This is a genomic window from Synechococcus sp. MW101C3, assembly GCF_002252635.1.
Lineage (GTDB): Bacteria > Cyanobacteriota > Cyanobacteriia > PCC-6307 > Cyanobiaceae > MW101C3.
Map to the genome: position 1 here is coordinate 109,134 of NZ_NQKX01000004.1, position 25,404 is coordinate 134,537.

21 protein-coding genes and 1 pseudogene are annotated in these 25,404 nt (G+C 66.6%); 9 read left to right on the plus strand and 13 right to left on the minus strand.

Going from position 1 to position 25,404, the window contains the following annotated elements:
* The first annotated feature begins 1 nt into the window (after position 1).
* Both murB and CJZ80_RS06035 read left to right on the plus strand, forming a co-directional pair.
* Complete coding sequence (murB, locus tag CJZ80_RS06030) at positions 2 to 922, plus strand: UDP-N-acetylmuramate dehydrogenase (RefSeq protein ID WP_094511180.1); 921 nt, start codon at positions 2 to 4, stop codon at positions 920 to 922.
* Between the two features lie 91 nt (positions 923 to 1,013).
* On the plus strand, positions 1,014 to 1,349 hold the full coding sequence (locus CJZ80_RS06035; RefSeq protein ID WP_094511181.1) for a YbaB/EbfC family nucleoid-associated protein: 336 nt from the start codon (positions 1,014 to 1,016) through the stop codon (positions 1,347 to 1,349).
* Here CJZ80_RS06035 and rsgA read toward each other — a convergent pair.
* The 4 genes from rsgA to grpE are packed head-to-tail and all read right to left on the minus strand — an operon-like array spanning position 1,324 to position 4,508.
* The gene (gene rsgA, locus CJZ80_RS06040; RefSeq protein ID WP_233132861.1) at positions 1,324 to 2,358 is read right to left on the minus strand and encodes a ribosome small subunit-dependent GTPase A; all 1,035 of its coding nucleotides are present in this window, start codon (positions 2,356 to 2,358) and stop codon (positions 1,324 to 1,326) included. The two genes, CJZ80_RS06035 and rsgA, sit on opposite strands and share 26 nt — an antisense overlap.
* Positions 2,359 to 2,360: 2 nt before the next feature.
* Positions 2,361 to 2,624 (minus strand): sulfurtransferase TusA family protein, encoded by a 264-nt coding sequence (locus CJZ80_RS06045; RefSeq protein WP_094511183.1) that lies wholly within the window; start codon positions 2,622 to 2,624, stop codon positions 2,361 to 2,363.
* Positions 2,625 to 2,646: 22 nt separating this feature from the next.
* On the minus strand, positions 2,647 to 3,759 hold the full coding sequence (gene dnaJ / locus CJZ80_RS06050) for a molecular chaperone DnaJ (RefSeq protein WP_094511184.1): 1,113 nt from the start codon (positions 3,757 to 3,759) through the stop codon (positions 2,647 to 2,649).
* Positions 3,759 to 4,508 carry a nucleotide exchange factor GrpE gene (gene grpE, locus CJZ80_RS06055; RefSeq protein WP_094511185.1) on the minus strand — a complete coding sequence of 250 codons (750 nt, stop codon included), beginning with the start codon at positions 4,506 to 4,508 and terminating at the stop codon, positions 3,759 to 3,761. Before grpE ends, dnaJ begins: the two co-directional genes overlap by 1 nt.
* Before the next feature lie 218 nt (positions 4,509 to 4,726).
* Between grpE and CJZ80_RS06060 the strand changes: the two genes are divergently transcribed.
* From CJZ80_RS06060 to CJZ80_RS06070, 3 genes are all read left to right on the plus strand, one after another.
* Entirely contained in the window at positions 4,727 to 6,574 is a 1,848-nt protein-coding gene (locus CJZ80_RS06060) for a GspE/PulE family protein (RefSeq protein WP_094511186.1), read from the plus strand.
* A 71-nt stretch (positions 6,575 to 6,645) separates the two neighbouring features.
* The gene (locus CJZ80_RS06065) at positions 6,646 to 7,725 is read left to right on the plus strand and encodes a type IV pilus twitching motility protein PilT (protein WP_094511187.1); all 1,080 of its coding nucleotides are present in this window, start codon (positions 6,646 to 6,648) and stop codon (positions 7,723 to 7,725) included.
* Positions 7,726 to 7,735: 10 nt separating this feature from the next.
* On the plus strand, positions 7,736 to 9,184 hold the full coding sequence (locus CJZ80_RS06070) for a type II secretion system F family protein (protein WP_094511188.1): 1,449 nt from the start codon (positions 7,736 to 7,738) through the stop codon (positions 9,182 to 9,184).
* 119 nt (positions 9,185 to 9,303) lie between these two features.
* On the opposite strand, the gene CJZ80_RS06075 is transcribed toward CJZ80_RS06070, so the two are convergent.
* Positions 9,304 to 10,569: an NAD(P)/FAD-dependent oxidoreductase gene (locus tag CJZ80_RS06075; protein WP_094511515.1), complete on the minus strand. Its 1,266-nt coding sequence runs from the start codon at positions 10,567 to 10,569 to the stop codon at positions 9,304 to 9,306.
* 69 nt (positions 10,570 to 10,638) lie between these two features.
* On the opposite strand from CJZ80_RS06075, the gene dusA reads away from it, so the two are divergent.
* Entirely contained in the window at positions 10,639 to 11,586 is a 948-nt protein-coding gene (gene dusA / locus CJZ80_RS06080; RefSeq protein WP_233132884.1) for a tRNA dihydrouridine(20/20a) synthase DusA, read from the plus strand.
* 118 nt (positions 11,587 to 11,704) lie between these two features.
* Here dusA and CJZ80_RS06085 read toward each other — a convergent pair.
* The 7 genes and pseudogenes from CJZ80_RS06085 to CJZ80_RS06115 all read right to left on the minus strand — a co-directional run.
* Positions 11,705 to 12,130 (minus strand): annotated as a pseudogene (locus CJZ80_RS06085) (RNA recognition motif domain-containing protein); the annotation flags it as partial.
* A 115-nt stretch (positions 12,131 to 12,245) separates the two neighbouring features.
* Positions 12,246 to 13,694, minus strand: a complete 1,449-nt coding sequence (gene argH / locus CJZ80_RS06090) for an argininosuccinate lyase (RefSeq protein WP_094511191.1) — start codon at positions 13,692 to 13,694, stop codon at positions 12,246 to 12,248.
* A gap of 52 nt (positions 13,695 to 13,746) precedes the next feature.
* Positions 13,747 to 15,126 carry a PP2C family protein-serine/threonine phosphatase gene (locus CJZ80_RS06095; protein WP_094511192.1) on the minus strand — a complete coding sequence of 460 codons (1,380 nt, stop codon included), beginning with the start codon at positions 15,124 to 15,126 and terminating at the stop codon, positions 13,747 to 13,749.
* 169 nt (positions 15,127 to 15,295) lie between these two features.
* Positions 15,296 to 17,029 carry a signal recognition particle-docking protein FtsY gene (gene ftsY, locus CJZ80_RS06100; RefSeq protein ID WP_094511193.1) on the minus strand — a complete coding sequence of 578 codons (1,734 nt, stop codon included), beginning with the start codon at positions 17,027 to 17,029 and terminating at the stop codon, positions 15,296 to 15,298.
* A 7-nt stretch (positions 17,030 to 17,036) separates the two neighbouring features.
* Positions 17,037 to 17,651 (minus strand): transcription antitermination factor NusB, encoded by a 615-nt coding sequence (gene nusB / locus CJZ80_RS06105; protein WP_094511194.1) that lies wholly within the window; start codon positions 17,649 to 17,651, stop codon positions 17,037 to 17,039.
* Positions 17,652 to 17,677: 26 nt separating this feature from the next.
* Positions 17,678 to 18,454 carry a DUF502 domain-containing protein gene (locus tag CJZ80_RS06110; protein WP_233132862.1) on the minus strand — a complete coding sequence of 259 codons (777 nt, stop codon included), beginning with the start codon at positions 18,452 to 18,454 and terminating at the stop codon, positions 17,678 to 17,680.
* Between the two features lie 79 nt (positions 18,455 to 18,533).
* Positions 18,534 to 19,184 (minus strand): HpsJ family protein, encoded by a 651-nt coding sequence (locus CJZ80_RS06115; protein ID WP_094511195.1) that lies wholly within the window; start codon positions 19,182 to 19,184, stop codon positions 18,534 to 18,536.
* Positions 19,185 to 19,215: 31 nt separating this feature from the next.
* Between CJZ80_RS06115 and queG the strand changes: the two genes are divergently transcribed.
* The 3 genes from queG to CJZ80_RS06130 all read left to right on the plus strand — a co-directional run bounded on the left by queG (position 19,216) and on the right by CJZ80_RS06130 (position 23,721).
* Positions 19,216 to 20,196, plus strand: coding sequence for a tRNA epoxyqueuosine(34) reductase QueG (queG, locus tag CJZ80_RS06120; protein WP_233132863.1), 981 nt, complete (start codon positions 19,216 to 19,218; stop codon positions 20,194 to 20,196).
* Between the two features lie 87 nt (positions 20,197 to 20,283).
* Entirely contained in the window at positions 20,284 to 21,186 is a 903-nt protein-coding gene (locus CJZ80_RS06125) for a tetratricopeptide repeat protein (RefSeq protein WP_094511196.1), read from the plus strand.
* Between the two features lie 75 nt (positions 21,187 to 21,261).
* Entirely contained in the window at positions 21,262 to 23,721 is a 2,460-nt protein-coding gene (locus CJZ80_RS06130) for a DNA topoisomerase (ATP-hydrolyzing) subunit A (protein WP_094511197.1), read from the plus strand.
* 51 nt (positions 23,722 to 23,772) lie between these two features.
* On the opposite strand, the gene purF is transcribed toward CJZ80_RS06130, so the two are convergent.
* On the minus strand, positions 23,773 to 25,272 hold the full coding sequence (gene purF / locus CJZ80_RS06135; RefSeq protein ID WP_094511198.1) for an amidophosphoribosyltransferase: 1,500 nt from the start codon (positions 25,270 to 25,272) through the stop codon (positions 23,773 to 23,775).
* Positions 25,273 to 25,404 lie beyond the last annotated feature (132 nt).

Sequence of the window (25,404 nt, forward strand, 5' to 3'; positions counted from 1 at the left end):
GATGGCGGGCGGCGAACCACCGGCCAACCTGAGCGCCCAGCTGCCGCTCGCCGCTCACACCACCTGGAAGGTGGGCGGCCCCGCCGAATGGTTCGGGGAACCCTCCAGTGAGGAAGAGCTGCACGCCATGGCCCGCTGGGCCTGGGAGCGCGGTCTGCCCTGGCGCCTGATCGGCGCGGGCTCCAATCTGCTGATCAGCGACAGCGGCCTGGCGGGCCTGACCCTCTGCTCACGCCGCCTCCAGGGCAGCCAGCTGGACGCCAGCACGGGCCTGGTGGAAGCCAGAGCGGGAGAGCCGATTCCCACCCTGGCGCGCCGGGCGGCCCGGGCGGGCCTGAGCGGGCTGGAATGGGCCGTGGGCATCCCGGGCACCGTGGGGGGTGCTGTGGCGATGAACGCCGGTGCACAGGGAGGCTGCACGGCAGAAGTGCTGCGCGACGTCACCGTGGTGGCGCCTGATCCGGGCAGCGTTCCCTTCATCCTGCCGGCGTCGAGCCTGGAGTTCGCCTACCGCCACAGCCGCCTGCAGGAGGAGCCGCTGCTGGTGCTCTCAGCCCGGTTCCAGCTGAGCGCCGGCCATGATCCGCGTGCGATCGACCGGCGCACAAGCGCCAATCTGCAGAGCCGCACCGGAACGCAGCCTTACCACCTGCCCAGCTGCGGAAGCGTGTTCCGCAACCCGGAACCGCTCAAGGCCGGCCGGCTGATCGAGGAACTCGGCCTCAAGGGATGCACGGTGGGCGGCGCCATGGTGTCGCCCATGCACGCCAACTTCATCGTCAACACGGGGGAGGCCACCGCCGCGCAGATCAACCGCCTGATCGAACGGGTGCAGGAGCGGGTGCGTCAGGCCCATGGCCTGGAGCTCCACCCGGAAGTGAAGCGTCTGGGCAGCTTCGATCGGGCAACGATGTCCGATTGAACAGGGTGTCGGCGGGGGGCAAGCCGTTCCAGTGGTGCTGCTGAACGACCGTGGCGGCCCACGTACGCTGTGGCCCCACGACATCGTCCCCATGGCAGGCTTCGGTCTTCCCAACTTCGGCCAGCTCACCGAAGCGTTCCGCAAGGCGCAGCAGATCCAGCAGGACGCCCAGAAACTGCAGGACGAACTGGATGCCATGGAGTTGGAGGGCACCAGTGAGGACGGCCGCGCCAGCGTGTGGCTCTCGGGCAATCAACAGCCCCTGCGGGTCAGGCTGGCTCCCGAACTTGTGGCCTGCGGCGCCGAAGCCACCGAAGCCGCCGCCCTCGAAGCGCTGCGGGCCGCCTACGAAAAATCCACCGCGACCATGAAGGAGCGGATGGAAGAGCTCACCGGTGGGCTCAATCTGACGGGGATGGGGGGCTGAGCCCTTCCTGCTGGCTCTGCCGCAGCCGGCGGCGAGAGGGCTGGCGCTGCCGGCGATCCAGCCGCACCTCGGTCCGCTGTGCCTGAACATCCGGCTCCTGCGTACGGCGTGCTGGCCCTGAGCCACCGGCCGCCAACAACTCCTCCAAGGCCTGCAGGTAGTGGGGGTAACGGTCCCAGTCGGTGCCGACGCAGCAACCGGGATCGCCGCGGTGCAAGCAGTTGCGGTACCGGCACGCACCCGAGCGCAGCGCCTCTCGCATTTCAGGAAACAACGCGGCCAGCCGGATGGGATCGAGCGGCAGATCCGGCCGGTTGAATCCCGGCGTATCGGCGAGCAGGGCCTCGGATCCCAGCGCGAACAGCTCCACGTGCCGCGTTGTATGGCGGCCACGCTGCAACCGCCCCGACACTGCAGCCACCCGCAGCTGAAGCGCTGGAATCAGGGCGTTCAGCAGGCTGCTCTTGCCCACGCCGGAAGGGCCGCACAGCACGGTGATACCCGGTGTCACCAGCCGCTGCCGCAACAGCTCGAGCCCCTCACCTGTGGCCACGCTCAGGCCGATCGGGTCATACCCCCAGCCCTTCAGGCGAACCAGCCACGCCTCCAGGACGGGGCGGGGCACCAGGTCAACCTTGCTGAGCACCAGCTCCACCTGCAGGTCGGTGGCCTCTGCCGCCAGGAGAAAGCGGGTGATCTGGACGGGATCCGGCTCCGGCTGCGCCAGCGCCACCACCACCAGCAACCGGCTGCAGTTGGCCACGGCGGGCCGCTCCAGCCGGCTGCCGCGAGGAAACAGGCGGCTCACCGCAGCGCGACCGGCGGCCCAGTCGATTCCATCGAGGCTCACCTGATCCCCGACATGGACCTGCTGGCCGCTCTTGCCCAGCCGGGTGCGCCGCACGCACAGCAGTTCGAGCTGATGGTCAGGGCCGGCCCGATCGAGCCAAACCCTGCAGAAATTGGCCTGCAGAGCCACGACCCGGCCGGTGACCGGCTCCTGCTCCACGCTCAGGCCCCGTCGCGGCAGATCAGCAGACGCGCCCCGGCGCCATCGGTGGGCTTCATGCTCAGCACCTCATGCCCCTCTTCGCGAATGCCCTCGCTCACCAGTAACTCAGGGGCGCCTGCGTCAAGATCGACCTGAAGCCAGGCACCGGGCGGCAGCTTTTCAAGCGCCAGCCTCGTGCGCACGAAATTGACGGGGCAAGGTGTGCCGCGCAGGTCAAGGCACTGGGCCGGCGCGGGAGCAGTGGAGGCATCAGCGGGCTTCATGGTGATGGGCAGGCGGCGGCCCTCACCCGAACAGTCCCCCGAAAAGACCGCTCTTGTGCGGGTGTTCCTTGCCGGAATGGTGACCGGCGAGCTGATCGAGCAACTCCCGCTCGTGGCTGGAGAGCTTGGTGGGAATATGCACCTTCACGGTGACGTGATGGTTCCCCCTGGCCACGGGATTCCCCAGCCGCGGCACCCCTTTGTTGTTGAGCGTGAGCGTGGCACCGGGCTGGGTGCCAGCAGGAATCTCCAGGGTTTCCGGACCATCAACGGTGTCGACTTCGATCTTGTCGCCGAGGATCGCCTGGAGATAGCTGATCGTGACATCCGATTGGATGTGGATGCCTTCACGGCGCAGGTGGTCGTGGGCCTGAACGAACAGGTAGACGTAAAGGTCACCGGCCGGACCGCCCCGCTGGCCCGCGTTGCCCTCGCCCGTCACCCGTAGCCGGGTGCCTGAATCGACGCCGGCTGGAATGGTGATGCGCAGCTTCTTGCGCACCTGCTGCACCCCCTGGCCGCCACAATCGCCGCAGGGATCGGCGATCACCTGGCCGGTGCCTTCGCAGGTGGGGCATGGCGCCACCTGCGTGAAACTGCCGAATGGGGTGCGGGTGGCACGGCGCACCTGGCCGGATCCGGAGCAGGTGCCGCAGGTGGTGGGCCCGCTGCCCCGTTTGGCGCCGCTGCCCTCGCAGGTGGCGCAGGTTTCCAGGTGGCGGATCTGGACATCGCGCTCCTGCCCGAACACGGCCTCGCTGAAACCGATCGTGAGATCAAGGCGCAGATCATCGCCTTGGCGCGGGCCACGGCGGCGTGGGCCACTGGCACCGCCGGCCCCCCCGAAACCGCTGAAGAAGGTCTCGAACAGGTCGGCGAAGCCGCCCATATCCGTCATGTCGGGGCCGCCGCTGGCGCCGGACACACCCGCTTCACCAAACTGGTCGTAGCGAGCGCGGGTCTGGGGGTCGCTCAGAACCTCATAGGCGCGCCCGATCTCCTTGAAGCGCTCCTCGGCGCCGGGATCCTTGTTGATGTCCGGGTGGAACTGCCGCGCCAGCCGGCGGTAGGAACGTTTGAGGGTGTCGGCGTCGGCATCACGGCTGACACCCAGAAGGTCGTAGTAATCGGCCATCAACTCGGATCCGCGCCGGCCATGGGTTCAGTGTCCCCGTGCGGGGCGTTGGCGGCGTTGGGCCCACCGGCAGGACCGGGGCCCATCGACACCTTCACGAGAGCATGACGGATCACCCGGCCTTCCAGCTGGTAACCGCGCTGCAGTTCGGCGATCACCACGTCCTCCATCACCTCGTCGCTGGGCTCCCGCAGCACGGCTTCGTGCAGGTTGGGGTCGAACGGCTCTCCCTCCACGCGCATCGGCGAGACGCCCAGATTCTTGAACACATCGACCAGCTGTTTGTAGAGCCCCTGGTAGCTGCGATGCACGTCCTGGGCTTCGGGGTTCTGGGGGTCCAGCTGCTGGCGCGCCCGGTCGAAATTGTCGACCACCGGCAGGATCTCCGCGAGCGTGGAGCAGGTGATCTTCAGGCGCAGCTCGTCCTGATCGCGGCTCTGGCGCTTGCGGAAGTTATCGAAGTCGGCGGCGATGCGCATGTATTGGCTGCGCACGCCCTCGTGCTCGGCCTGGAGGCTGCTGAGCGTCGCCTCCAGTTCCTGAATCCGCTGCTCGGGACCACCGGCCTCCGAACCGATGGCATCGGCCTGGGCGGAGGCGTCGGCCGAGGCCGCGGAGGCTTCGAGCTGCGTGATCAATTCATTCGCCTCGCTGGCAAGACCCTCGACATTGGCCTCCGTGGAGGCCGCTTGAGGTGCCTCCGCAGGGGCCTCAGAATCCTGGGAGAAGGAAGAGGCTTCGCCACTCATGCCGGCTGGATCGCAGATCTGACACCAACATGTTGGAGGGTGACGCGTGCCTCCCACAAGCGGCGGAAGCCCGCACCTCGGCATCCGTCACTCACCAGGTGCGCCATGATCGCGGCAAACAAGCAGCCCTTCAGCGGGAATCTGGTCTAGAAAGGGGGCCTTGGGTGCGTGAAATCTCAGCCCCACATAGGCATTTCCCCCTAGAGCCGCGTCCTGCCATGACCCTTTCGGCAACCCGTCCGGTGCCGGATGCCATCACACCCACCCAGCAGCGCTTGGAGGTGGAGTTGTTGCTTGGGGAACGTGTGCTCCGTCCGCAGGAGCTGGAGCAGGCGGATCCAAAAGCGTTTGAGGCCTGCCCTTCGATCGGCAGTGAGAGGTGGCGCGGCTTGGCGAGCTTGCCGATTCGGCGCATCGGGAACCGGCTCGTGTTGGCCGTGCCCACCTTCTGGGGATCGGACCAGCGTCACGAGCTGATGGAGACGATCGCTGGCGACGGATTGGAACCCGATTTGCGTCTTGCTCTAAAGGGCGAAATCGAGGTTGTGCTCAAGGCGAGGCTTGAGGAGCTGGATGCTGCTGTCGCTCGTGATGGTGACGGCTCAGGTGATTCCTTGCCGAACCCCGAAGAGACGCAGCAGGAGGCCCGTGTGGAGCGGGTCTCTTTGCTGGAGAACCTGAGCCTCGAACGGCAGCTCGACGAAGCGCCAGCCGAAGACGATGCCTATATGAATCTTGATGAGGGCATTGCCGCCTCGAGTGCTTCGCCGGTGGTGAGTCTTGTGAATCGGATTCTGATCAAGGCGATCGACAGTGACTCCAGCGATGTGCACGTTGAACCTCAGGAAGAGGGCCTGCAGATCCGCTTCCGCCAGGACGGCGTGCTGCAACCTCTGGAACTCCTGCCAAGAAGCCTCATCCCTGCAATCACCTCACGGCTGAAGATCATGGCCGATCTGGACATCTCCGAACGGAGGATGCCGCAGGACGGCCGCATTCGACGGGTTTATAACGGGCGGACAATTGAACTGAGAGTAAGCACCCTGCCCAGCCGCTGGGGTGAAAAGGTGGTGATGCGGCTGCTGGACAGCTCCGCCACAAAGCTTGGTCTTGACAAGCTGATCAGCTCTCCAGCGATCCTCAATCTGGTGCGCACGCTGGGGTCACGCCCCTTCGGGATGATCCTGGTGACCGGACCAACCGGATCCGGCAAATCCACCACGCTTTACTCCCTGCTGTCGGAGCGTAACGTCCCGGGCATCAACATCTCCACAGTTGAAGACCCGATTGAATACATGCTCAAGGGCATCACCCAGACCCAGGTGAACCGCGACAAGGGCTACGACTTCAGCAATGCCCTGCGGGCCTTCATGCGGCAGGACCCCGACGTTCTGCTGGTAGGTGAAACCCGCGACGGAGAAACGGCCAAGACTGCGATTGAGGCCGCCTTGACCGGACACCTCGTGCTCACCACCCTCCATTGCAACGATGCCCCCAGTGCGATCGCCCGCCTCAACGAAATGGGCGTGGAGCCCTTTCTGATCAGTGCCTCCCTGTTGGGAATCGTGTCGCAGCGTTTGCTGCGGCACGTTTGCACGAAGTGCCGGGTGGGCTATCACCCCGGCCCTGAAGAGCTCGGCCACTTTGGCCTCCTATCCAGCCCTGATACAAAGGTCACTTTCTACAAAGCCTTTCGGCCTGAACCTGATGCCACCCACGTCTGCAGCACCTGCCAGGGAAGGGGCTACAAAGGCCGCATCGGCGTTTACGAGGTGCTCCAGTTCAATGAAACCATCGCTTCAGCTGTGGCACAGGGGGCGAGCACCGATGTGATCCGCAAGCTGGCCCTGGAAGCTGGGATGAAAACCCTGCTCGGCTACGGCCTGGATCTGGTGCGGGAGGGGCACACCACACTGGAGGAGGTGGAGCGCATGCTGCTCACCGACACGGAGCTTGAATCGGAACGCCGTGCCAGAGCCCTCACCACCTTGAGCTGCAGCGGCTGCGGGGCCGGGCTCAAGGATGAATGGCTGGAATGCCCCTACTGCCTGACAGAGAGGGCCTGACCCTTGATGCTCTCCCTCAAGCCGTGCAGAATTGCGCAACGTCACGAAGCTTGCTCAACGCCGCGAAGCCCATGGAACTCGTGATTGAAGATTTCATGCGCGAGCTGGTGGAAGCACGCGGCAGCGACTTGCACCTGGCCGCCGGACAACGTCCCTATGGACGGTTCAACGGCGAACTGCGACCGATGCATGAAGAAATTCTCACGGAAGAAACGTGCAACCGGCTGATCTTCTCGATCCTGAACAATGCCCAGAGGAAACATCTGGAGCAAACCTGGGAACTTGATTGCTCCTATGCGCTACGAGGTCTGGCCCGTTTTCGTGTGAATGTCTACAGCCAACGTGGCACCTACGCGGCCTGCCTACGAGCACTCAGCAGCAAGATACCCACCCCTGAGGACCTCCGCCTGCCCGAGGTGGTTGTGGACATTACGGACAGGCCCTCAGGGCTCGTGCTTGTGACGGGACCTACCGGATCCGGCAAAAGCACCACCCTGGCCAGCCTCCTGGATCACATCAATCGCACCAAGGCCTTGCATGTGATCACGATTGAAGATCCAATTGAGTTTACCTATCGAAACAATCTCAGCCTGGTGCATCAGCGCCAGCTGAACGACGACACCAAGAGCTTCAGCAACGCCCTACGTGCCGCTCTGCGAGAAGACCCTGATGTGATTCTGGTTGGTGAGATGCGCGACCTGGAAACGATCCAGCTGGCGATCACGGCCGCAGAAACCGGCCATCTGGTTTTTGCCACCCTGCATACGAGCTCCGCCGCTCAAACAGTCGATCGGATGGTGGATGTGTTTCCCGCCAACCAGCAGACTCAGGTCCGCGCGCAGCTCAGCGGCAGTCTTGCTGCCATCTTTGCTCAGACTCTGTGCAAGCGATTGAATCCTGACCAGCACTCCTGGGGCCGAGTGATGGCGCAAGAAATCATGATCAACACCCCAGCCATCGCCAATCTGATTCGGGAGGGAAAAACGGCGCAGGTTTACTCCCAGATTCAGACCGGGGCTCAACTGAGCATGCAGACCATGGAAAAAGCACTCAGCGAGCTTGTCATGCACGGAGAGATCAGCCTAGAAGAAGCCCGCTCAAAATCCGTCAAACCAGAGGAGCTCAACCGCCTGCTCAGCACCCTTTCCTAATCGTTCCCGAATGGCCTCGTTTCTCGCCACTTACACCACCAGCCGAGGGAACACCAAGGAGCTTCGCGTCAGCGCAGTGGATCTGGCAACCGCACGGCGTGACCTGAGGAAGCGCGGCATCCTCCCGACCACCCTCCAGGCTGTGGGCAGCTCCAGCCCATCTCCGCTCGCAAAGGCAAAGACTCGATCAACACCAACAGTCCAGTTCATCGCCACCTATAGCGGTAGAGATGGCAAGCCCAAGAAACTAAAACTGGCCGCAGTCGATATGACAGCAGCGCGCAGTGAGTTGAGGCGTCGCGGGATCACAGCAACCAAGCTTGTCCAGGATTTCGCAAGAGCGGCTAGCCAGGGAGGCGAGAAACAGCAGGACGGCAGCTTGCTGAACAAGGAAATCAACCTAGGGCCGCTGTTTGAACAGTCACCCGGAGTCAAGGACAAGGCCCTGTTCGCTAGCAAGCTCGCGGCCTTGGTGGATTCCGGCGTTCCGATTGTGCGCAGCCTGACTCTGCTCGCTGCTCAGCAGAAGAATCCAATCTTCAAGCGCGCTCTACAGGCCATCAGTGTCGAAGTCAGTCAGGGTGAAACCCTGGGCAGCTCCATGCGCAAATGGCCAAAGGTGTTCGATCGTTTGAGCATTGCCTTGATCGAAGCGGGTGAGGTCGGGGGTGTGCTTGATGAATCACTGAAGCGATTGTCACTCTTGCTTGAGCAGACCTCCAGACTCCAGAACCAGGTGAAGGGGGCCCTGGGATACCCAGTTGCGGTGCTGGTGATCGCTATAGCTGTTTTTCTGGGGATGACTATCTTCTTAATCCCAACATTTGCGGGCATCTTCGATCAGCTGGGTGCCGATTTACCGCCATTCACCCAATTCATGGTGGACCTCAGCGCTTTACTGCGCTCGCCTTTCTCGATTTACTTGACGGGAATCATCATTCTTGCTGTCATCCTTTTTAGCAAATACTACACAACTCCGCTAGGTAGACGGCAAGTAGATGCAGCCATTCTGAAGATTCCCCTGTTTGGTGATCTCATCCAAAAAACGTCAACGGCGCAATTTTGCCGCACCTTCAGCTCCCTCAGCCGTGCCGGAGTTCCCATCCTCCAGTCACTTGAAATCGTGCGCGACACCGTGGGGAACAGCATTCTCTCTGACGCTATTGACAATTGCCGCGGGGAGCTTCAGAACGGCGTCCTGCTGAGTACCGCCCTCTCCCGCAAGCGCGTCTTCCCCGAAATGGCGTTGAGCATGCTGGTGGTGGGAGAAGAAACTGGTGAGATGGATTCCATGCTCGCCAAAGTAGCTGACTTCTATGAAGATGAGGTTTCAGCTGCGGTAAAAGCGCTCACCTCCCTACTAGAGCCCGCCATGATCGTGCTCGTTGGCATCATCGTGGCTTCGATTCTGCTGGCCATGTATCTGCCAATGTTCTCCATTTTTGAAAAGATCAGATAGATCATTACAAGAGGAAGATCAGCCGTTGGCCATAGGGGTGGGCAAGCTGATTGCAGGCTCTCTCAATGTTTCTCATTCAGAAGAAGTGGCCCTAGCCAGGAACGCTGGATGATCAACGCCTAGTTCGCAGCTGTCGCAAGCTTCGCCTGCTGGGCGATCGCCTGTCCCGCCAGCCAACCGGATGTCCAGCAGTGCTGGAAGTTGAAACCGCCGGTCACCCCATCCACATCCAGCAGTTCGCCGGCAAGGAACAGGCCTGGCTGCTTACGGCTCTCCATCGTGGCCAGGTTCACCTCGCCCAGGGCCACTCCGCCTGCGGTGACGAACTCTTCACCGAACGGGCCCCGGCCACTGACCGCATACCGACTGGCCCGCAGCCCCTCCAGCAGCCGGCGCTGGTCGGCCTTGCCGAAATCCGCCCAGCGCTTCTGCCCGTCCACCCCATGCCGCTCAAGCAGATGCAGCCACAGGCGCCGGCTCAACTCCGGCCAGGGTCTGCAGGCCGCCAGCTGCCGGCGGGGCTGGTCCCGGCGGCAGGCCGCCAGCAGCGCCTCCACATCCGCGGCGGAGCGGCCTCCGCACCAGTTCACCGTCAAGCTGGCCTGGTAGCGATGGTCCTTGAGGGCACGGGCCGCAAAGGCGGTGAGGCGCAGGGTGGCAGGGCCGCTGAGCCCCCAGTGCGTGAGCAGCACGATGCCGCCCTGGCGAAAGCGTTCCCCTCCCGGCACGTCCAGCTCCAGTTCCACCGGATCCATCACCACGCCACTGAGCGCCGCCAGGGGATTGGCCTCCAGCGCGAGGGTGAACAGCGAGGGCACCGGGGGCACCAATTGATGGCCAAGCCCGGCGGCCAGCTGGCGTCCGCTGGGGTGGCCGCCGGTGGCCAGCAGCAACCTCTGGCACCGCAAGGGCTGCTCGCGGTGGCGCACCTGCAGGGCGAAGCCGCCCGCCGCTGAGGCCTCAGCCCCCCGCAGCGCGGCGCCACGCCAGACCGTGACACCGGCCGCCGCCGCCGCCGTTTCCAGGGTTCTGACCACGGAGCTGGAGCGGTTGCTGCGGGGAAACAGCCGCCCATCGGGCTCCTCCACCAGCTCAAGGCCATGGTCTGAGAACCAGCGCAGCGTGTCACCGGTGGCGAAGCGGCTGAAGGGCCCCAGCAGCGCCCGCGCCCCGCGGGGGTAGTGACCCACCAGGGCGCGCGGATCCCAGCAGGCATGGGTGACATTGCAGCGGCCGCCGCCGCTGATCAGCACCTTGCCGAGGGGTTGATCGGTGGCCTCCAGCAGCAGCACCCCCACCAGTCCGGCCTCCGCGGCCGTGATCGCGGCCATGTAGCCGGCCGGGCCACCACCGGCCACCACCAGGGGGCACTCAGAAGGCAGCATGGGGAGATGGCAGAGGGTGAGTTGCAGGTGGGGCGGAAGCTGCCCGCGCACCGGTTCAGTGTGGCGCCGATGATGGACTGCACCGACCGGCACTTCCGGGTGCTGATGCGGCAGATCACCCGCTGCAGCCTGCTCTACACCGAGATGGTGGTCGCCCAGGCGCTCCACCATGGCCGGCGGGAACGGCTGCTGGATTTCGACCCCAGCGAAAAGCCGCTGGCCCTGCAGGTGGGCGGGGATGACCCCACGCTGCTGGCGGAGGCCGCCGGCCTGGCCGCCGCCTGGGGCTACGACGAGATCAATCTGAATGTGGGCTGCCCCAGCGAGAAGGTGCAGAAAGGCCGCTTCGGGGCCTGTCTGATGGCGGACCCTGAGCAGGTGGCCCGTTGTGTGGAGGCGATGGCCGCGGCCAGCCCCTTGCCCGTCACGGTGAAGCACCGGATCGGCATCGATGAGCGCGACAGCTACGCGGAGCTGCTGGCCTTTGTGGAGCAGCTGGCCGGGGCCGGCGCCGCCCGGTTTTCCGTGCATGCCCGCAAGGCCTGGCTGACGGGGCTCGACCCCAAGCAGAACCGCACCGTGCCGCCCCTGCGCTACGACCGGGTGCACCAGCTCAAGCAGGAACGGCCCGACCTGACGATCGAGCTCAATGGAGGGCTGCAGGATCTGGAGGCATGCCGGCCCCACCTCCAGCACCTCGACGGCGTGATGGTGGGGCGGGCGGCCTATGAGCATCCGCTGCGCTGGACCAGGGTCGACGCGGACCTGTTTGCCGACGGCACAGCGCCGATCGCCACGTCCTCAAGCGTGGTGCGCGGTCTGGTTCCCTACGCAGAGCGGTGGTGCACCGGCGGTGGCCGCCTGTGGCCGATCGCCCGGCACCTGGTGCACCTGGTGGAGGGCGTTCCAGGAGCCAGGCACTGGCGCCGGCGGCTGGGGGAAGCCGCCGGCCAGGCCACTGCCGGGGCCGAGGTGCTGGAGCAGGCCTGCCGTGAACTGGAGGATCAGGGGCTCTGAGGGCTCCTGTCTCCCCGACGGTCCGGAGTGAGGCGTTGCAGTTCCAGGGGCTGAGGCTCCAGGCGCTGCGCTATCGCGCGCTGGGGTTCAGGCAGGGCACGGGCGCTTATTGAAAGCGGCTGCGATCTTCCCAGCCACGGCTGCCACGCTCTGAAGCGCCACGGTCGGAGCTGCCGCGGTCGGAGGAACCCCGGTCAGAGCCGCCCCGATCGCCGTAGCCCCCCCCTCCATAGCCGCCACCGCCATATCCACCACCACCACCGCCACCGGCATAGCCGCCGCTGCGACGCGGCCCGCCGCTGCCGCGGGGCTCGGCCTTGTTGATGCGCAACGGGCGGCCCATGAGCTCCACGTTCTGCAGGCCGTCGATGGCCTTGCTTTCCGTGGCCTCATCAGCCATCTCCACAAAGGCAAAGCCGCGTTTACGTCCTGTGTCCCGCTCGAGGGGGAGAGAACAGCTCACGACTTCGCCGAAAGGCGCAAACAATTCAGCCACATCTTCCTGCTCAGCGCGGAAGGGGAGGTTGCCGACGAAAATGCTCACTGACCGTAGAAACCGATTGGACCGAGAACAGGGGCCTTGATGGCATCAACCTCGACGGCCTCGGAAAGAACCCATCGGAGGTGACAGCCCAACCCTAGGACCGCCATTCTCTGCTTCAAGGGTTTTCCGCTGGAATCGGATCGAGCCGCTGGCGCATCAGGGCGAGTTGTTCACGCACCCGATCGAAGCCCGTGCCCCCTTCGCTGCGACGTGCGCGCACCACCTGCCGCGGCTCGATCGCGGCATACACATCCGCCTCAAAGGCGGGATGCAACGCCTGCCAGCGCTCCAGCGGCAGCTCTCGCAGCAGCAGGCCTTCCGCAAGGCAGCGCTTCACCAACCCGCCCACCAGCTGGTAAGCCTCGCGGAAGGGAACATCGCGAGCCACCAGATAGTCGGCCACATCGGTGGCGTTGGAAAAATCAGCGGCCACTGCCTGCTCCAGGCGCTCCGGGCGAAACCGGATGCCTTCCTCCAGCAGGATCGCCATCGCCTCGAGGCAGTCTTCGGTGGTGCGCACCACATCGAAGAGCGCTTCCTTGTCTTCCTGAAAGTCTTTGTTGTAGGCCAGGGGCAATCCTTTGATCATCGTGAGCAGGGCCTGAAGATGGCCGAACACGCGGCCCGCCTTGCCCCGCACCAGTTCCGGTACATCCGGATTCTTCTTCTGAGGCATGAGGCTGCTGCCGGTGGCACAGCGGTCGGTGAGGGCCACGAAGCCGAATTCCTCGCTGGCCCAGAGAATCACCTCCTCCGCCAGGCGGCTGAGGTGGGCCAGGATCAGGCTGGCCGCCGCACTGAATTCCACGGCGAAGTCGCGGTCGCTGACGGCATCGAGGCTGTTGGCATAGATCGCCTCAAAGCCCAGCTCTGCGGCCGTCTGGCGGCGATCGATCGGCACGGGGGTGCCCGCCAGGGCCGCCGCCCCCAGCGGGCAGATGTTCACTCGACGCCGCACATCTCCCAGGCGTTGCCGGTCACGCGCCGCCATCTCCACGTAGGCGAGCAGATGGTGAGCGAGGGAGAGCGGCTGGGCCCGCTGCAGGTGGGTGTAGCCGGGGATGAGCGTGTCAACGTGCTGCTCCGCCTGGGCCAGCAGCGCATGCTGGAACCGCAGCAGAGCCAGATCGAGCCCGTCGATCTTCTGCCGCAACCAGAGCCGCAGATCGGTGCCCACTTGATCGTTGCGGCTGCGGCCGGTGTGCAGCTTCTTGCCGAGCGGACCGATCAGGGCGATCAGCCGGCGCTCGACGGCGAAGTGGACATCCTCCGCCTCCAGGCCGGGATTGAAGCCGCCCGCGGCCGCTTCCGCCCGCACCAGTTCCAACCCCTCGATCAGCCGCTCCGCCTCCGCCGTGGTGATCACGCCGCAGCGACCGAGCATGCGGGCATGGGCCACCGAACCGTCCAGATCCTGCGGCAGCAGCGCGATATCAAAGCCGATCGAGGCATTGAAGCGCTCGATCGACGGGTGCAGGCCCTCCTCGAAACGGTCGCTCCAGCTGCCGTCGGCACCGCCGGACACCCCCCGACCGCGCGCTGAAGGGGAAGACTCTGTGGCCATGTCCGCCGAGGCTTGTCGTCAGGCAAAGCTTTGCACCCGGCGGCCAGGGGCTTCAGCCCGGCAGTGCCGGCAGCATCACCTCATCGCGCACCTTCAGCACCACCATCGAGGCGTCGTCCTGGAGCTGACGATCGGAGCCCACAAAACGATCCAGACGGGTGAACAGCTGATCGAGAATCCCCTGCGCTCCCAACCCGGAGCGGCAGGAGCGATCGAAGGCCCGCATCAGCCGGGTTTCATCGAAACGTTCATTGCCGACTCCCGCCGCCTCGGTAACGCCATCGGTGTAATACAGGAGCACGTCGCCCGGCTCCAGCACCAGGCGCTCGCAGCCGTATTCGGCCTCGGGCTGCAGGCCGATCAGCAGGCCAGGGGCATCGAGGCGTTCGAGCGTGTGGCCCTGGCGGCGCCAGATCAGCGGCGGGTTGTGCGCCGCATTGGCGTAGCGCAGCACGTGGGTGCGCGGGTCGTAGTCGGAATAGAAGAGCGTCACGAACCGGTGCGAATGGGCCAGGTCTTCCTGCGCCAGCTGGTTGAGATCCCGCAGGATCCGGTCCGGCGCGTGGCCGCTCAGCACCTCCGACCGCAGCATGCCCCTCAGCAGGGTCATCAGCAGGCCGGCCGGGATCCCCTTGCCCATCACATCGCCCATCACCAGCGCCCAGCGCTCGGTTTCACGGCGCCGTCCCACCAGCTCGGGGCGGGTGGGGATGAAGTCGTAGTAGTCGCCGCCGACGCGGAAGGCCGGCCGGCAGCGGGCTGCCAGGTCCACCCCTTCGATCACGGGGCACTGATCGGGCAGCAGCTGGGACTGGATCTCGGCGCCGGTGCTGAGCTGGCGATCAAGGCGCTCATGCAGGCGCATGTCCTCCTGCAGCACCTCGTTTTCAATCGCGACGCCGGTGAGATCGGCCACCAGCTGCACATGGCGCCGGTGCACATCGCTCCAGCTGGGCCCATCGCCCTGACTGGAGCCGAACACATAAAGCCGGCCGCGCTGATGGTTGCGGGCCACCACCGAAGTGCCGAACATCGGCACCTGGCCCAGCAGGCGGCGCATCTCCAGATCCAGCTGGGCCACCACCGCGTCATCGCCGGCGCCGGCGGCCAGATCCTGATCGCTGAGCCCGGCCAGATGGCTCACCAGATGCCGGCAGCGCTCCGGTGGCGAGGCATGCAGTTGCTCGCGCCAGAGGCGGCCATCGGCGTGAAACACCACCAACAGGCTGCCCTCCGCCTCCACCAGCCGGGAGCAGACCAGGGGCACCAGCTCCAGAAAGCGGTTGAAATTGGTGAAACTGCGCAGGGCAAAAGCCAGCGACGCCAGCAGCTCCTGGTTGCGCCGCTGCTCCCGGCTGAGGCTGTCGAGCAGCTGCCTCAGCGAAGCGGATGCCGACAGGGTGCCATGGGCCCGCGGAGGGGGCGGAGGCACACGGGAGGGCGGCGTACTGCTCACGGGAGCGGCCGGGGGAACGAAGAGTAGCAGTGGTGCGCGTTAATCGCTGAGCGCTCGTGATGCGTCTAACCGGGTGGCTGGCATCACCGGTTGAAGCGCAGAGAAGCCGCCCCCGAGCGGAGGGGCAGTCACCGCCACCTCCGGCTCAGACAGCCAGCAGCGCCTCGACGAACTCGAAGCTGTTGAACGGCCTGAGGTCGCGGATGCCCTCGCCCGCACCCACGAAGCGGATCGGCAAGCCGGCCTCGGAGGCCACCGCCAGGGCCACGCCCCCGCGGGAACTGCCGTCGAGCTTGGTGAGCACCACGCCGGTGAGGCCGGCGGCACTGGCGAAGGCCATGGCCTGCCGCAGGCCGTTCTGGCCCTGGCTGGCATCGAGCACCAGCAGCGATTCCACGCTGGCCTGGGGCGCCAGGCGATCGACGATGCGGCGCACCTTGCTGAGTTCCTCCATGAGGTTGTGCTTGGTCTGCAGGCGACCGGCGGTGTCGACCAGCACCAGTTCGGTGCCCTTGGCACTGGCGGCACCGATGGCATCGAACACCACGGCTGCCGGATCGGCGTTGGCGCTCGGGTTGGCGATCACTGGAACCCCGCTGCGTTCCCCCCACACCGTGACCTGCTGCACGGCAGCGGCCCGGAAGGTGTCGGCCGCGGCGATCAGGCAGCTGTAGCCACTGCGCACCGCCAGGTTGGCCAGCTTGCCGAGGGTGGTGGTCTTGCCGACGCCGTTGACTCCCACCAGCAACCACACGTTCAGGCGATCGCGCTGCGGGGCCAGCAACGCCGTGCCGCTGGCCTGGATCGGTGCCTCCAGCACCCCCCGCAGCTGTTCCTTGAGAAAGCGCAGCCCCTCGCCCGGATCCATCACCTCCTGGTTGAGACGCTGCCGCAGGGCCTCGAGCACCTGATCGGTGGCCTTCACCCCCACATCGGCACGCAGCAGCAGGGTTTCGAGCTGCTCAAGCACCTCCGGGGTGAGCGGATCATCCCCGAGGGTTTCCAGCATCTGGCTGACAAAGCCCTGGCGGGTCTTCTCCAGACCGCGCCGCAGCCGGCCCAGCCAGTCGATCTCCTCGAGCGACACCTGATCGGCGCGCACGCCCTGGGCCGCCAGCACCTCCACCGACCAGGTGAAGGCTTCATCGAACGCTCCCAGCTGGGGAGCGGCGGTGTCGGCAGCCGGGGCAGCAGCGGCGCTGGCAACCGTGGCGCCGGTGGAGGCGGCGGTGGCACTCTCCGGCTCCGGCCGTTCCAGCAACTCCTGCTGGCGCTCGCGGCGCTGGGCCGCAGCCTGCTCAAGCAGCGACAGTGCGGGCGCCGGCTGTGGAGCGGCAGGGGCTGCGGGCGGGGCCGGGGCCTGGAGCCTGGCCTCAGGTTGAGGCTGAGGGGGCACCGCTTCAGGAGCGGGCGCGGGTTCCTCCTGCGCAGGCGGGGCAGCGGAGGGTAGAGCCCCAGACCCTTGCTCGGCCGCAACCGCCTGCAACTCGGCGGGGGGCTCCTTTTGCCTGGCCGCATCCTGCTGGGCCTTCAGCCGGGCATAGGCCTCGCGCGCCCAGGCAAGAGCGTCCTGATCGACGGCGGGTGCTGCAGGGGCGCCGGTTTGGGCCGGGGCAGAAGGGGCAGGGGCTGGAGCAGCAGAAGCGGAGCCAGCCTCAGCAACTTCAGATGCTGAGCCGGCGCTCTCCTGGCTGGCGGATGACCCGCCCTCAGAAGGCTCAGGGGTGGAGGAATCTGAGGTGGAGGGATCACCGGCGGGTCGTTCGTCCTGAGCGGGAGCGGCCGTCGTCGGTGCAGCGGATTCAGCTTCAGCCGTAGACGGGGCAGGAGCCGCCACGGGCTGGGGGGCGGATTGGCGCCGGAACCAGTCGAAAACCATGCCTGCCTCAGGGGGCCGCGGTGGTGAACCGCCGCAGAACGCCGTTGATCATCCGCCGTCCCTGCTCGTCGCTGTAGCGGTTGGCCAGATCGACGGCCTCGTTGCAGGCCACGGCCGCCGGCGTGCCGAAGGTGTCGAGGTCGACGGCGGCCAGTCGCAGGATGTCGCGGTCGATGCGCGGCAGGCGCTTCAGCCGCCAGCCCTCCATCACCTCATCGAGGCGGCGATCGAGGTCTTCGCGGTGATCGAGCACAGCCCGCGCCCGCTCCACCGCGCCGCGGCGCACATCTTCCTGGTCGGCCAGCATCAGCAGGCGCGGCAGTTCAAGGCCCGCTGACAGGCGGTTGATCGCCTGCTCGGCGTGAGCCAGACCGCGCTGCAGGTGACCGCGCACGCGCACCACCTGATCGGCGGCATCGACCAGTTCGCTGTCGAGCAGTTGCTGCTGCGCCTGCTCCAGGTCGAGCGCGGCATTGTCGAGGGCTTCCCGCACGCACTGGCTGAGGCTGGCGAGGGCCTGGTGCAACAGGCCTTCAAGCGAAAGGTCGGCGGCGGGAACGCGATCGCTCACCTGGCCCAGCATCAACAAAGCCAGTTCTCTGGAAACGGAGCGACTCTGCATCGGATCGTCAGAAGGGGTGAACCCCCTCAGGCCTTGGTGGAGGAGGGGGCGGTGAACACAGGGGCCCGCAGTTGGGCCAGCAGGCTGGAGAAGCTGCGGTTGCCCTGACCACCGCGCTCATCATCGGGGCTGACGATCCCCGCCGAAATGATCGTGCGGAAGGCATCTTCCACCGAGAGGTCGAGGTCGCGGACGGATTGCTCGGGCACCACGGCATACCAACCGGTGGTGGGGTTGGGCGCCGTGGGGATGAACACGCTCAGCATCGGCTGATCGGACGTGCTCTGCATGGCGGCTCCGAGTACACCGGTGACGAAACCGACGGCGAAAAGGCCCTTGCTGGGGTACTCGACCAGCACCACCCGGCGAAAGCGGGTGGAGTTGCTGCGGAACACGGTTTCCAGCAGCTGCTTGAGCGTTTTGTAGACCGAACCCGCCAAGGGGATGCGCTGCAGGGTGCCTTCGCCGAAATCGAGCAACCAGCGGCCCACGATGTTGCGGGCCATCAGGCCGATCAGCAGGATGCCGAGCAACGGCACCAACAGACCCACGCCGAGATTGATCAACTCCTGCAGGAGCGGACTCAGCGTATTGAAGGGATTGAATTGCTTCGGGATCGTGGTGAGAAAGGCGAGCACGAAGCGGCTCACCGTGGTGGCCAGCCAGATCGTGGTGGCGAGTGGAATCACCACCAGCAGACCGGCGATCAGGTCGTTCTTGAGGTCCTGGCGAAGACGGTTCCCCAGGGGTTCATCAGTGCGGGGATTCGATTGCACCAAGAGCGGGCCGGAACGACCGGACATCAAAAATCAGACTTCAACCTAGCCAGCCACCAGGGACGCCGTTAAGCGGCGGCCCATCTCGCCACAGAACTTCCGAGGCTCAGAGCACCGCGGCGAGTGCCACCAACGTGAACGCCACGGCCAGCACCACCGCTGAAGCGGTGCCGTTGAAACGGCGCTGGTTGAGGGCCAGCACACTGGAGCGTTCCTCCTGCTTCAGCTGGTCCTGCATCTGCTGCAACTGGCGGTCGATGAAGCCGCGCGCCGCCTGCTGCTTCTGCTCACGCGTGGCCTGGGGCGGCACCTGGCCCGCCTGCTCGGCCTGACGCACCAGTTGCTCAATCACCTGGGGATTGGTGCTCTGCTGCTTGGCCATCTCCAGCTGGCCACGCTTGGTGGCCAGGCTCTGCTCAGTCTGGGCGGTGATCGAGCCATCGGCGCTCACCGTGACCGGCACTGCCACAGCCAGGCCGATCGCCAGCACCGCTGCCACGACGGTGACCACCCAGCGCAGGGGGGTGCGGCCCTCGTGGGACACATCAAGGCGGCAGCCCAGCAGGATCAGCAGCAGACCCACCAGCGCCATCGGTGCCTGGCTGATCAGCCGTTCCACCAGCAGCTGCTGGAAGGTGGGATCCTCCCAGCTGCCGATCAGGATCACGGAGGTGAGCTGCAGGGCCAGCAGCACCACCAGGGTGAGACCGAGCCAGCGCAGCAGCACGCCGAAACGTCCGGAAGAGGCGGAGATCACAGCAGAATGACGGTGATGCGCAACTGTACGGGTGGGATCTAAGCCCGACCAGGAACGCCTGTCTCCCGCAGCCCTGGCGGCAGCCCTCAAACAGCAGGCCCTGCTGCTGGGATTCGCCCCCGTGGGGCTGGGCGTCGCCGAGCCGGATGAAAGGATGCAGCTGCGCACGGCGGCCCTGCAGCGCTGGCTGGCCGCAGGCCACCACGCCTCGATGGACTGGATGGCCGATCCGCGCCGGGCGGAAATCCAGCGGCTGCTGCCTGGGGTTCGCAGCCTGCTGGCGGTGGGGCTCAACTACAACGTGGCCGCGATCCGCACCCCCGGCCGGCCGGCGATCGCCCGCTACGGCTGGGGTCGCGACTACCACCGGGTGATCGACAGCCGCCTGCGCCAGCTGGGCCGCTGGCTGGAGCAACAGGCTCCGGAGGTGCGCTGGCGGGCCTGTGTCGACAGCGCTCCCCTGCTGGACAAGGCCTGGGCCGAGCAGGCCGGCCTGGGTTGGATCGGCAAACACGCCAACCTGATCCACCCCCGCCGGGGCTCCTGGTTCCTGATCGGCCATCTGCTCACCACGCTGGAGCTGCCTGCGGATGCTCCGGCCGAGCCACTATGCGGGCGCTGCAGCCGTTGCATCGACGCCTGCCCCACCGGCGCCATCACCGAGCCGTTCGTGGTGGACGCGCGGCGCTGCATCGCCTTCCACACGATCGAAAGCCGCGAGCCGCAGCTGCCGCCGGCGATCAGCGCCGCCATGGCTCCCTGGGTGGCCGGCTGCGACATCTGCCAGGACGTCTGCCCCTGGAACGACCAGAACCTGCCCGTGTCCAGCGATCCCGACCTGCAGCCGCGCGCCTGGATGCTCGACCTGCAGCCGGAGGAGGCGCTGCAGTGGAGTGACGACGACTGGGATGAGCGGCTGCGGGCCTCGGCCCTGCGCCGCATCAAGCCGTGGATGTGGCGGCGCAACCTGCGGGCGATGCTGAGGCTGGGCACGCCCGGCCCTGCCAGCTGACAGTGCCCGCCTGAAAAAGAGAGGCCATTCGCCTGCAGAAGTCAAGAACCGCCGCTCTAGAGTGAGTTCTGGAATGGAACGCCCGGCATGGCCCCGCGCTGGTTGGCGAGTCTTACGGCAGCACCGTTCACGTTTTCCGTTCTGGCAGGGTCGGTGCCGCCGGCCTTCGCGCTGGTCCCTTACGCCTATGTGCCGCAGACCGCGGAGCTGGAAGCGGCAGGGCTGGGCATCGCCCAGGCGGCCAGCCGCCTGCTGCGCCTGGGCCAAGCGGAGGATGCGGCCCGTCTGGCGGCCCTCACCGTGCAGCTGCTGCCTGGCGACCCGCGCGGTTGGGTGCTGCTGGCGGAAGCCCAGCTGCGCAGCAACCAGAGCAAGCAGGCATCGGCTTCGTTGGCGCGGGCCAAGCAGCTCGATCCACGCAACCCCGGCATCTGGTTCGCCGAAGGCTCCCTGGCCCTGCGCGATGGTCAGCCGCAGCAGGCGGTGGGGCTGCTGGAGCAGGGCCTGCGGCTGGATGGGCGCAACGCTGGCGCCCACTTCGATCTCGGCAACGCCCAGCTGCTGCTCAACAACCCCCAGGGGGCCCTGCTGGCCTTTGAGCGTGCCTCCGGGCTGCGCAAGGGCTTCTGGGAGGCGATCAACAACCAGGGGCTGGTGCTCTATGAGCTGGGCCGCCGCGGCGAGGCGATCGAACGCTGGCGCCAGGCCCTGCAGATCAACGCCAAGGCGGCGGAACCGATGCTGGCGCTGGCAGCCGGCCTCTCCGCCGCCCCGGACGGACAGAGCGAAGCGCGGAGGCTCGCCAGCGAGGCCCTGGCGATCGAACCCAACTACGTGCTTGACGCCTATCAGAAAGAACAACTCTGGGGGCCCCGCCTGCGTGCCAGCACCAAGACCCTGCTCAGCCATCCCGACCTGAAGGCCGCTGTGGACAGGGCCAATGCCAATGCCTCAGGGACCATGGAGACGGAAGAAGAACCCTCCACCTGAGCAGCCACCAGCAGCTGGGCCCGCCAGGCAGCATCTGTAGGCTGAGCCCCTTCCGCCCCCAGACCCCCGAACCGGATGGCAGAGGAGCGCGTCCAACCGATCTCCCTGCATCAGGAGATGCAGCGGTCGTACCTCGAATACGCGATGAGCGTGATCGTGGGCCGGGCCCTGCCGGATGTGCGCGATGGCCTCAAGCCCGTGCAGCGGCGCATCCTGTTCGCCATGCACGAGCTGGGTCTCACCCCGGACCGGCCCTACCGAAAATGCGCCCGGGTGGTGGGTGATGTGCTCGGCAAGTACCACCCGCATGGCGACCAGGCCGTCTACGACGCGCTGGTACGCCTCGTGCAGACCTTCGCCAGCCGCCATCCGCTGCTCGATGGCCACGGCAACTTCGGCTCGGTCGACGACGACCCGCCAGCGGCGATGCGCTACACGGAAACGCGCCTGGCACCGATCGCCAATCAGGGGTTGCTCGATGAAATCGGCAACGACACGGTTGATTTCGCCCCCAACTTCGATTCCTCCCAGCAGGAACCGACCGTGCTGCCCGCGCAGCTGCCCTTCCTGCTGCTGAACGGCTGCTCCGGCATCGCCGTGGGCATGGCCACCAGCATTCCGCCCCACAACCTGGGCGAAGTGGTGGACGCCCTGATCGCGCTGATCCGCAAGCCCGATCTCAGCGACGACAAACTGCTCGAACTGGTCCCCGGCCCCGACTTTCCGACCGGCGGCGAAGTGCTCACCGGCAGCGGCGTGCGCGACACCTACCTGAACGGCCGCGGCAGCATCCCGATGCGGGGGGTGGCCCACATCGAGGAGGTGCAGCCCGGCAAGGGGCGCCACCGCCGCGGCGCCGTGGTGATCACCGAACTCCCCTACCAGCTGAGCAAGGCGGGCTGGATCGAGAAGCTGGCGGAGCAGGTCAACGACGGCAAGATCGGTGGCATCGCCGACATCCGCGACGAGAGCGACCGCGATGGCATGCGGGTGGTGGTGGAGGTGCGCCGCGACGGGGAGCCCGCCAAGGTGCTGGCCGAACTGCAACGCCGCACGGCCCTGCAGAGCAATTTCGGGGCGATCATGCTGGCGCTCGTCCACGGCCAGCCGCTGCAGCTGAGCCTGCGGCAGATCCTTAACCATTTCCTGGAGTACCGGGAACACACCCTGATCCGGCGCACCAACCACGCCCTGCGCCGCACCGAAGACCGGCTGGAGGTGGTGGAGGGTCTGATCCGGGCGCTCGATGCCCTGCAGGAGGTGATTGCCCGGATCCAGGCGGCCAAGGATGCCGCCACGGCCAAGGCGAGCCTGCAGGTCCACTTCGATCTGAGCGAACGGCAGGCCGAGGCGGTGCTGGCCATGCCGCTGCGGCGCCTCACCAGCCTGGAGCAGGACGGCCTGCGGCAGGAGGCCGCTGAGCTGGCACAGGAACGGGAGCGGCTGCGGCACCTGCTCGACGACCGCCAGGCCCTGCTCGACGCCATGGTGGCGGAGCTGAAAAGCCTGAAGAAGCGCTATGCCACACCCCGGCGCACGCGTCTGGTGGCCGGCGGCGATGCCCTGGTGGCACAGCGTGCCGCTGCCACCCGACCCACCACCGAGCTGCAGCGGCAGCAGGCCCTCGACGCCCTGCCCGGCGATGGTCGCCTGCTGATCCAGGCCGATGGCCAGGTGCGGATCGTGGGCCCCCAGCTGCTCGGCCGCCTGCATCTGGAGGAGGGCGCCCCGCTGGGTGAGCACCCGTCCCCGGCGCGGCTGATCCTGGCGGTGAGCGATAAACCGGCCGTGCTGGCCTTCAGCGCCGGTGGGCGGGTGGCCCTGCTGCGCTGGGAGTATGCCGGACAGCAGCAGGGCGGCCTGGAGAAGTTCCTGCCCGAGAGCCTGCTCGATGACCCGATCATTCAGGTGTTGCCACTCCCGGCACAACCCGAGGGCAGCCTGGGCCTGCTGAGCAGCGACGGCCGTTTCAAGCGGCTGCCGATCGACGCGTTTCTCGAGCTGTCCGGCCGTGCCGCCACCGTGCTCAAGCTGAAGGACGGCGTGGTGCTGCGCCGTGTGGTGCCCTGCAGCGACGACCAGGACCTGGTGGTGGGCAGCAGCTCCGGGCGCCTGCTGCGCCTGCAGCTGACGGACGCCGACGTGCCGCTGATGGGGCGGGCGGCCCAGGGCCCCCTGCTGCTGCGGCTGCTGCCCGGCGAGACGATTGCCGGTGCCTGCGCCCCCCGCTCGGATCAGGACGTGGTGCTGGCCAGCCGCCTGGGACGGATCAAGCGCCTGCGGCTGGAGAGTCTGCGGCGGTGCCAGCGGGGCGAGCTGGGCCAGATCGGCCTGCGCTTCCTCGATCGCAGCGACGCCCTGGTGGACCTGCAGGTGTGCGGAACGTCCACCCTGGGGGTGGTGCTGAGCCCGACCCGCAGCTTCCGCCTCGATCCAGCCACCCTTTCGGCCCAGAACCCCGACGAACCCGGCGAACTGCCGCAGCCATTGGCGGCCGGCGACAGCGTGCAGGCCCTGGTGCCACTGATCAACTGATTTCCGAGGGCTGAGCTGACCTGCTGATCCTCAGGGCCCCGGCAGCAAGGCTCAGGGCTTGGTGGCCGCCAGGCCTGAGGGCTCCAGCATCAGCTTGCTGGAGCGGACGGCGTCGTCCATGGGAATCGGGTAGTTGCCATCGAAGCAGGCGGTGCAGAAATGGGAGGAATGGTCGTGGGCGGCCTCCAGCATTCCCTCCTGGCTGAGATAGGCGAGCGAATCGACGCCGAGGTGGGCTGTGATCTCTTCAAGGGTGAGCCGGGCAGCGATCAGCTGCTCCTGGTTGTCGGTGTCGATGCCGTAGAAGCAGGGATGGGTGACCGGCGGCGAACTGATGCGCATGTGCACTTCGGTGGCGCCCGCATCCCGCAGCGCCATCACCAGCTTGCGGCTGGTGGTGCCGCGCACGATTGAGTCGTCGATCACGATCACCCGCTTGCCGGAGAGCACATCCGGCAGGGGATTGAGCTTGACGCGGATGCCCGCCTCCCGCATCGCCTGGGTGGGCTGGATGAAGGTGCGGCCCACATAGCGGTTCTTGATCAGCCCATCGGCGAAGGGGATGCCACTGCCCTTGGAGAAGCCGATGGCAGCAGGGATACCGGAATCGGGCACGCCGATCACAATGTCCGCCTCCACGGCGGATTCGCGCGCCAGCATCTCACCGATGCGATGGCGGTAGCTATAGAGGGATTCGCCGAAGAAGCGGCTGTCGGGCCGGGCGAAGTAGATCATCTCGAAGACGCACAGCTTCGCCGGCTCCTCGATCCAGCGCACCCGCTCAGGCACCGGCTCGCCCGCCCGGAAGTGAATCAGTTCGCCGGGGCCCACATCGCCGTCGTAGGAGGCGCCGATGATGTCGAGGCCGCAGGTTTCGCTGCTGAGCACCCATTGCCCCTGGTGCTTGTCGCCCATGTGGCCGAACACCAGCGGGCGCACCCCATAGCCATCGCGCAGGGCGAACAGACCGTCCGGGGTGCCGATCGCCAGGCTGAAGGCGCCGCGGCAGCGGCCGGCGGCCTGACGGATCGCGGCGCTCCAGCCCAGACCTCCATCCACGGCCTCCTGAAGCGCGAAGGCGATCAGCTCCGAATCGGTGGTGGAGGTGAATTCACCGGCGAGATGGTCGAGGGCCTCGCGCAACTCGTTGGCGTTGACCAGATTGCCGTTGTGCGCCAGGCCGAAGGGCCCGAGGCGGGTCATCAGCACCACCGGCTGGGCGTTGCAGACCCGGCTGCTGCCGGTGGTGGAATAGCGGTTGTGACCGATCGCCAGGTCGCCTGGCATGCGCTCCAGCACGTCCTGATCGAACACCTGGCTGACCAGGCCCATGTCTTTGTGGAGCCGGATCTTGGCGCCGTTGAACACGGCGATCCCAGCCGACTCCTGCCCCCGGTGCTGCAGCGCGTAGAGGCCGAAGTAGGTGAGGTTCGCCACCGGCTGGCCGGTGGCATAGACGGCGAACACGCCGCAGGCCTCCTCCATGCGATCGGGACGCTCTGCCGCCGCTGCTGCTGCACCGGGTTCAGCAGCCACGGCAGGAGCGGTCATGGCTTGTGCGTGTTTGGACCCGTCACCCAGCGCAGGCGAGCTGGCGCCATGGGGGCCGGACGGTGACGGGGAGGGGTGCTGCCTGGGGTGCGCGCGAACCACAGGCCTGACCACTGACCGACTGCGTTGACA

Bases quoted from the DNA above. Each gene is read 5' to 3' on its own strand.
- CJZ80_RS06110 (WP_233132862.1), bottom strand. From the start codon at position 18,454: ATGTCCGGTCGTTCCGGCCCGCTCTTGGTGCAATCGAATCCCCGCACT.
- CJZ80_RS06035 (WP_094511181.1), top strand. From the start codon at position 1,014: ATGGCAGGCTTCGGTCTTCCCAACTTCGGCCAGCTCACCGAAGCGTTC.
- ftsY (WP_094511193.1), bottom strand. From the start codon at position 17,029: ATGGTTTTCGACTGGTTCCGGCGCCAATCCGCCCCCCAGCCCGTGGCG.
- CJZ80_RS06125 (WP_094511196.1), top strand. From the start codon at position 20,284: ATGGCCCCGCGCTGGTTGGCGAGTCTTACGGCAGCACCGTTCACGTTT.
- dusA (WP_233132884.1), top strand. From the start codon at position 10,639: ATGATGGACTGCACCGACCGGCACTTCCGGGTGCTGATGCGGCAGATC.
- grpE (WP_094511185.1), bottom strand. From the start codon at position 4,508: ATGAGTGGCGAAGCCTCTTCCTTCTCCCAGGATTCTGAGGCCCCTGCG.
- CJZ80_RS06045 (WP_094511183.1), bottom strand. From the start codon at position 2,624: ATGAAGCCCGCTGATGCCTCCACTGCTCCCGCGCCGGCCCAGTGCCTT.
- nusB (WP_094511194.1), bottom strand. From the start codon at position 17,651: ATGCAGAGTCGCTCCGTTTCCAGAGAACTGGCTTTGTTGATGCTGGGC.
- CJZ80_RS06130 (WP_094511197.1), top strand. From the start codon at position 21,262: ATGGCAGAGGAGCGCGTCCAACCGATCTCCCTGCATCAGGAGATGCAG.
- argH (WP_094511191.1), bottom strand. From the start codon at position 13,694: ATGGCCACAGAGTCTTCCCCTTCAGCGCGCGGTCGGGGGGTGTCCGGC.
- CJZ80_RS06060 (WP_094511186.1), top strand. From the start codon at position 4,727: ATGACCCTTTCGGCAACCCGTCCGGTGCCGGATGCCATCACACCCACC.
- CJZ80_RS06070 (WP_094511188.1), top strand. From the start codon at position 7,736: ATGGCCTCGTTTCTCGCCACTTACACCACCAGCCGAGGGAACACCAAG.
- CJZ80_RS06065 (WP_094511187.1), top strand. From the start codon at position 6,646: ATGGAACTCGTGATTGAAGATTTCATGCGCGAGCTGGTGGAAGCACGC.
- CJZ80_RS06075 (WP_094511515.1), bottom strand. From the start codon at position 10,569: ATGCTGCCTTCTGAGTGCCCCCTGGTGGTGGCCGGTGGTGGCCCGGCC.
- dnaJ (WP_094511184.1), bottom strand. From the start codon at position 3,759: ATGGCCGATTACTACGACCTTCTGGGTGTCAGCCGTGATGCCGACGCC.
- murB (WP_094511180.1), top strand. From the start codon at position 2: ATGGCGGGCGGCGAACCACCGGCCAACCTGAGCGCCCAGCTGCCGCTC.
- purF (WP_094511198.1), bottom strand. From the start codon at position 25,272: ATGACCGCTCCTGCCGTGGCTGCTGAACCCGGTGCAGCAGCAGCGGCG.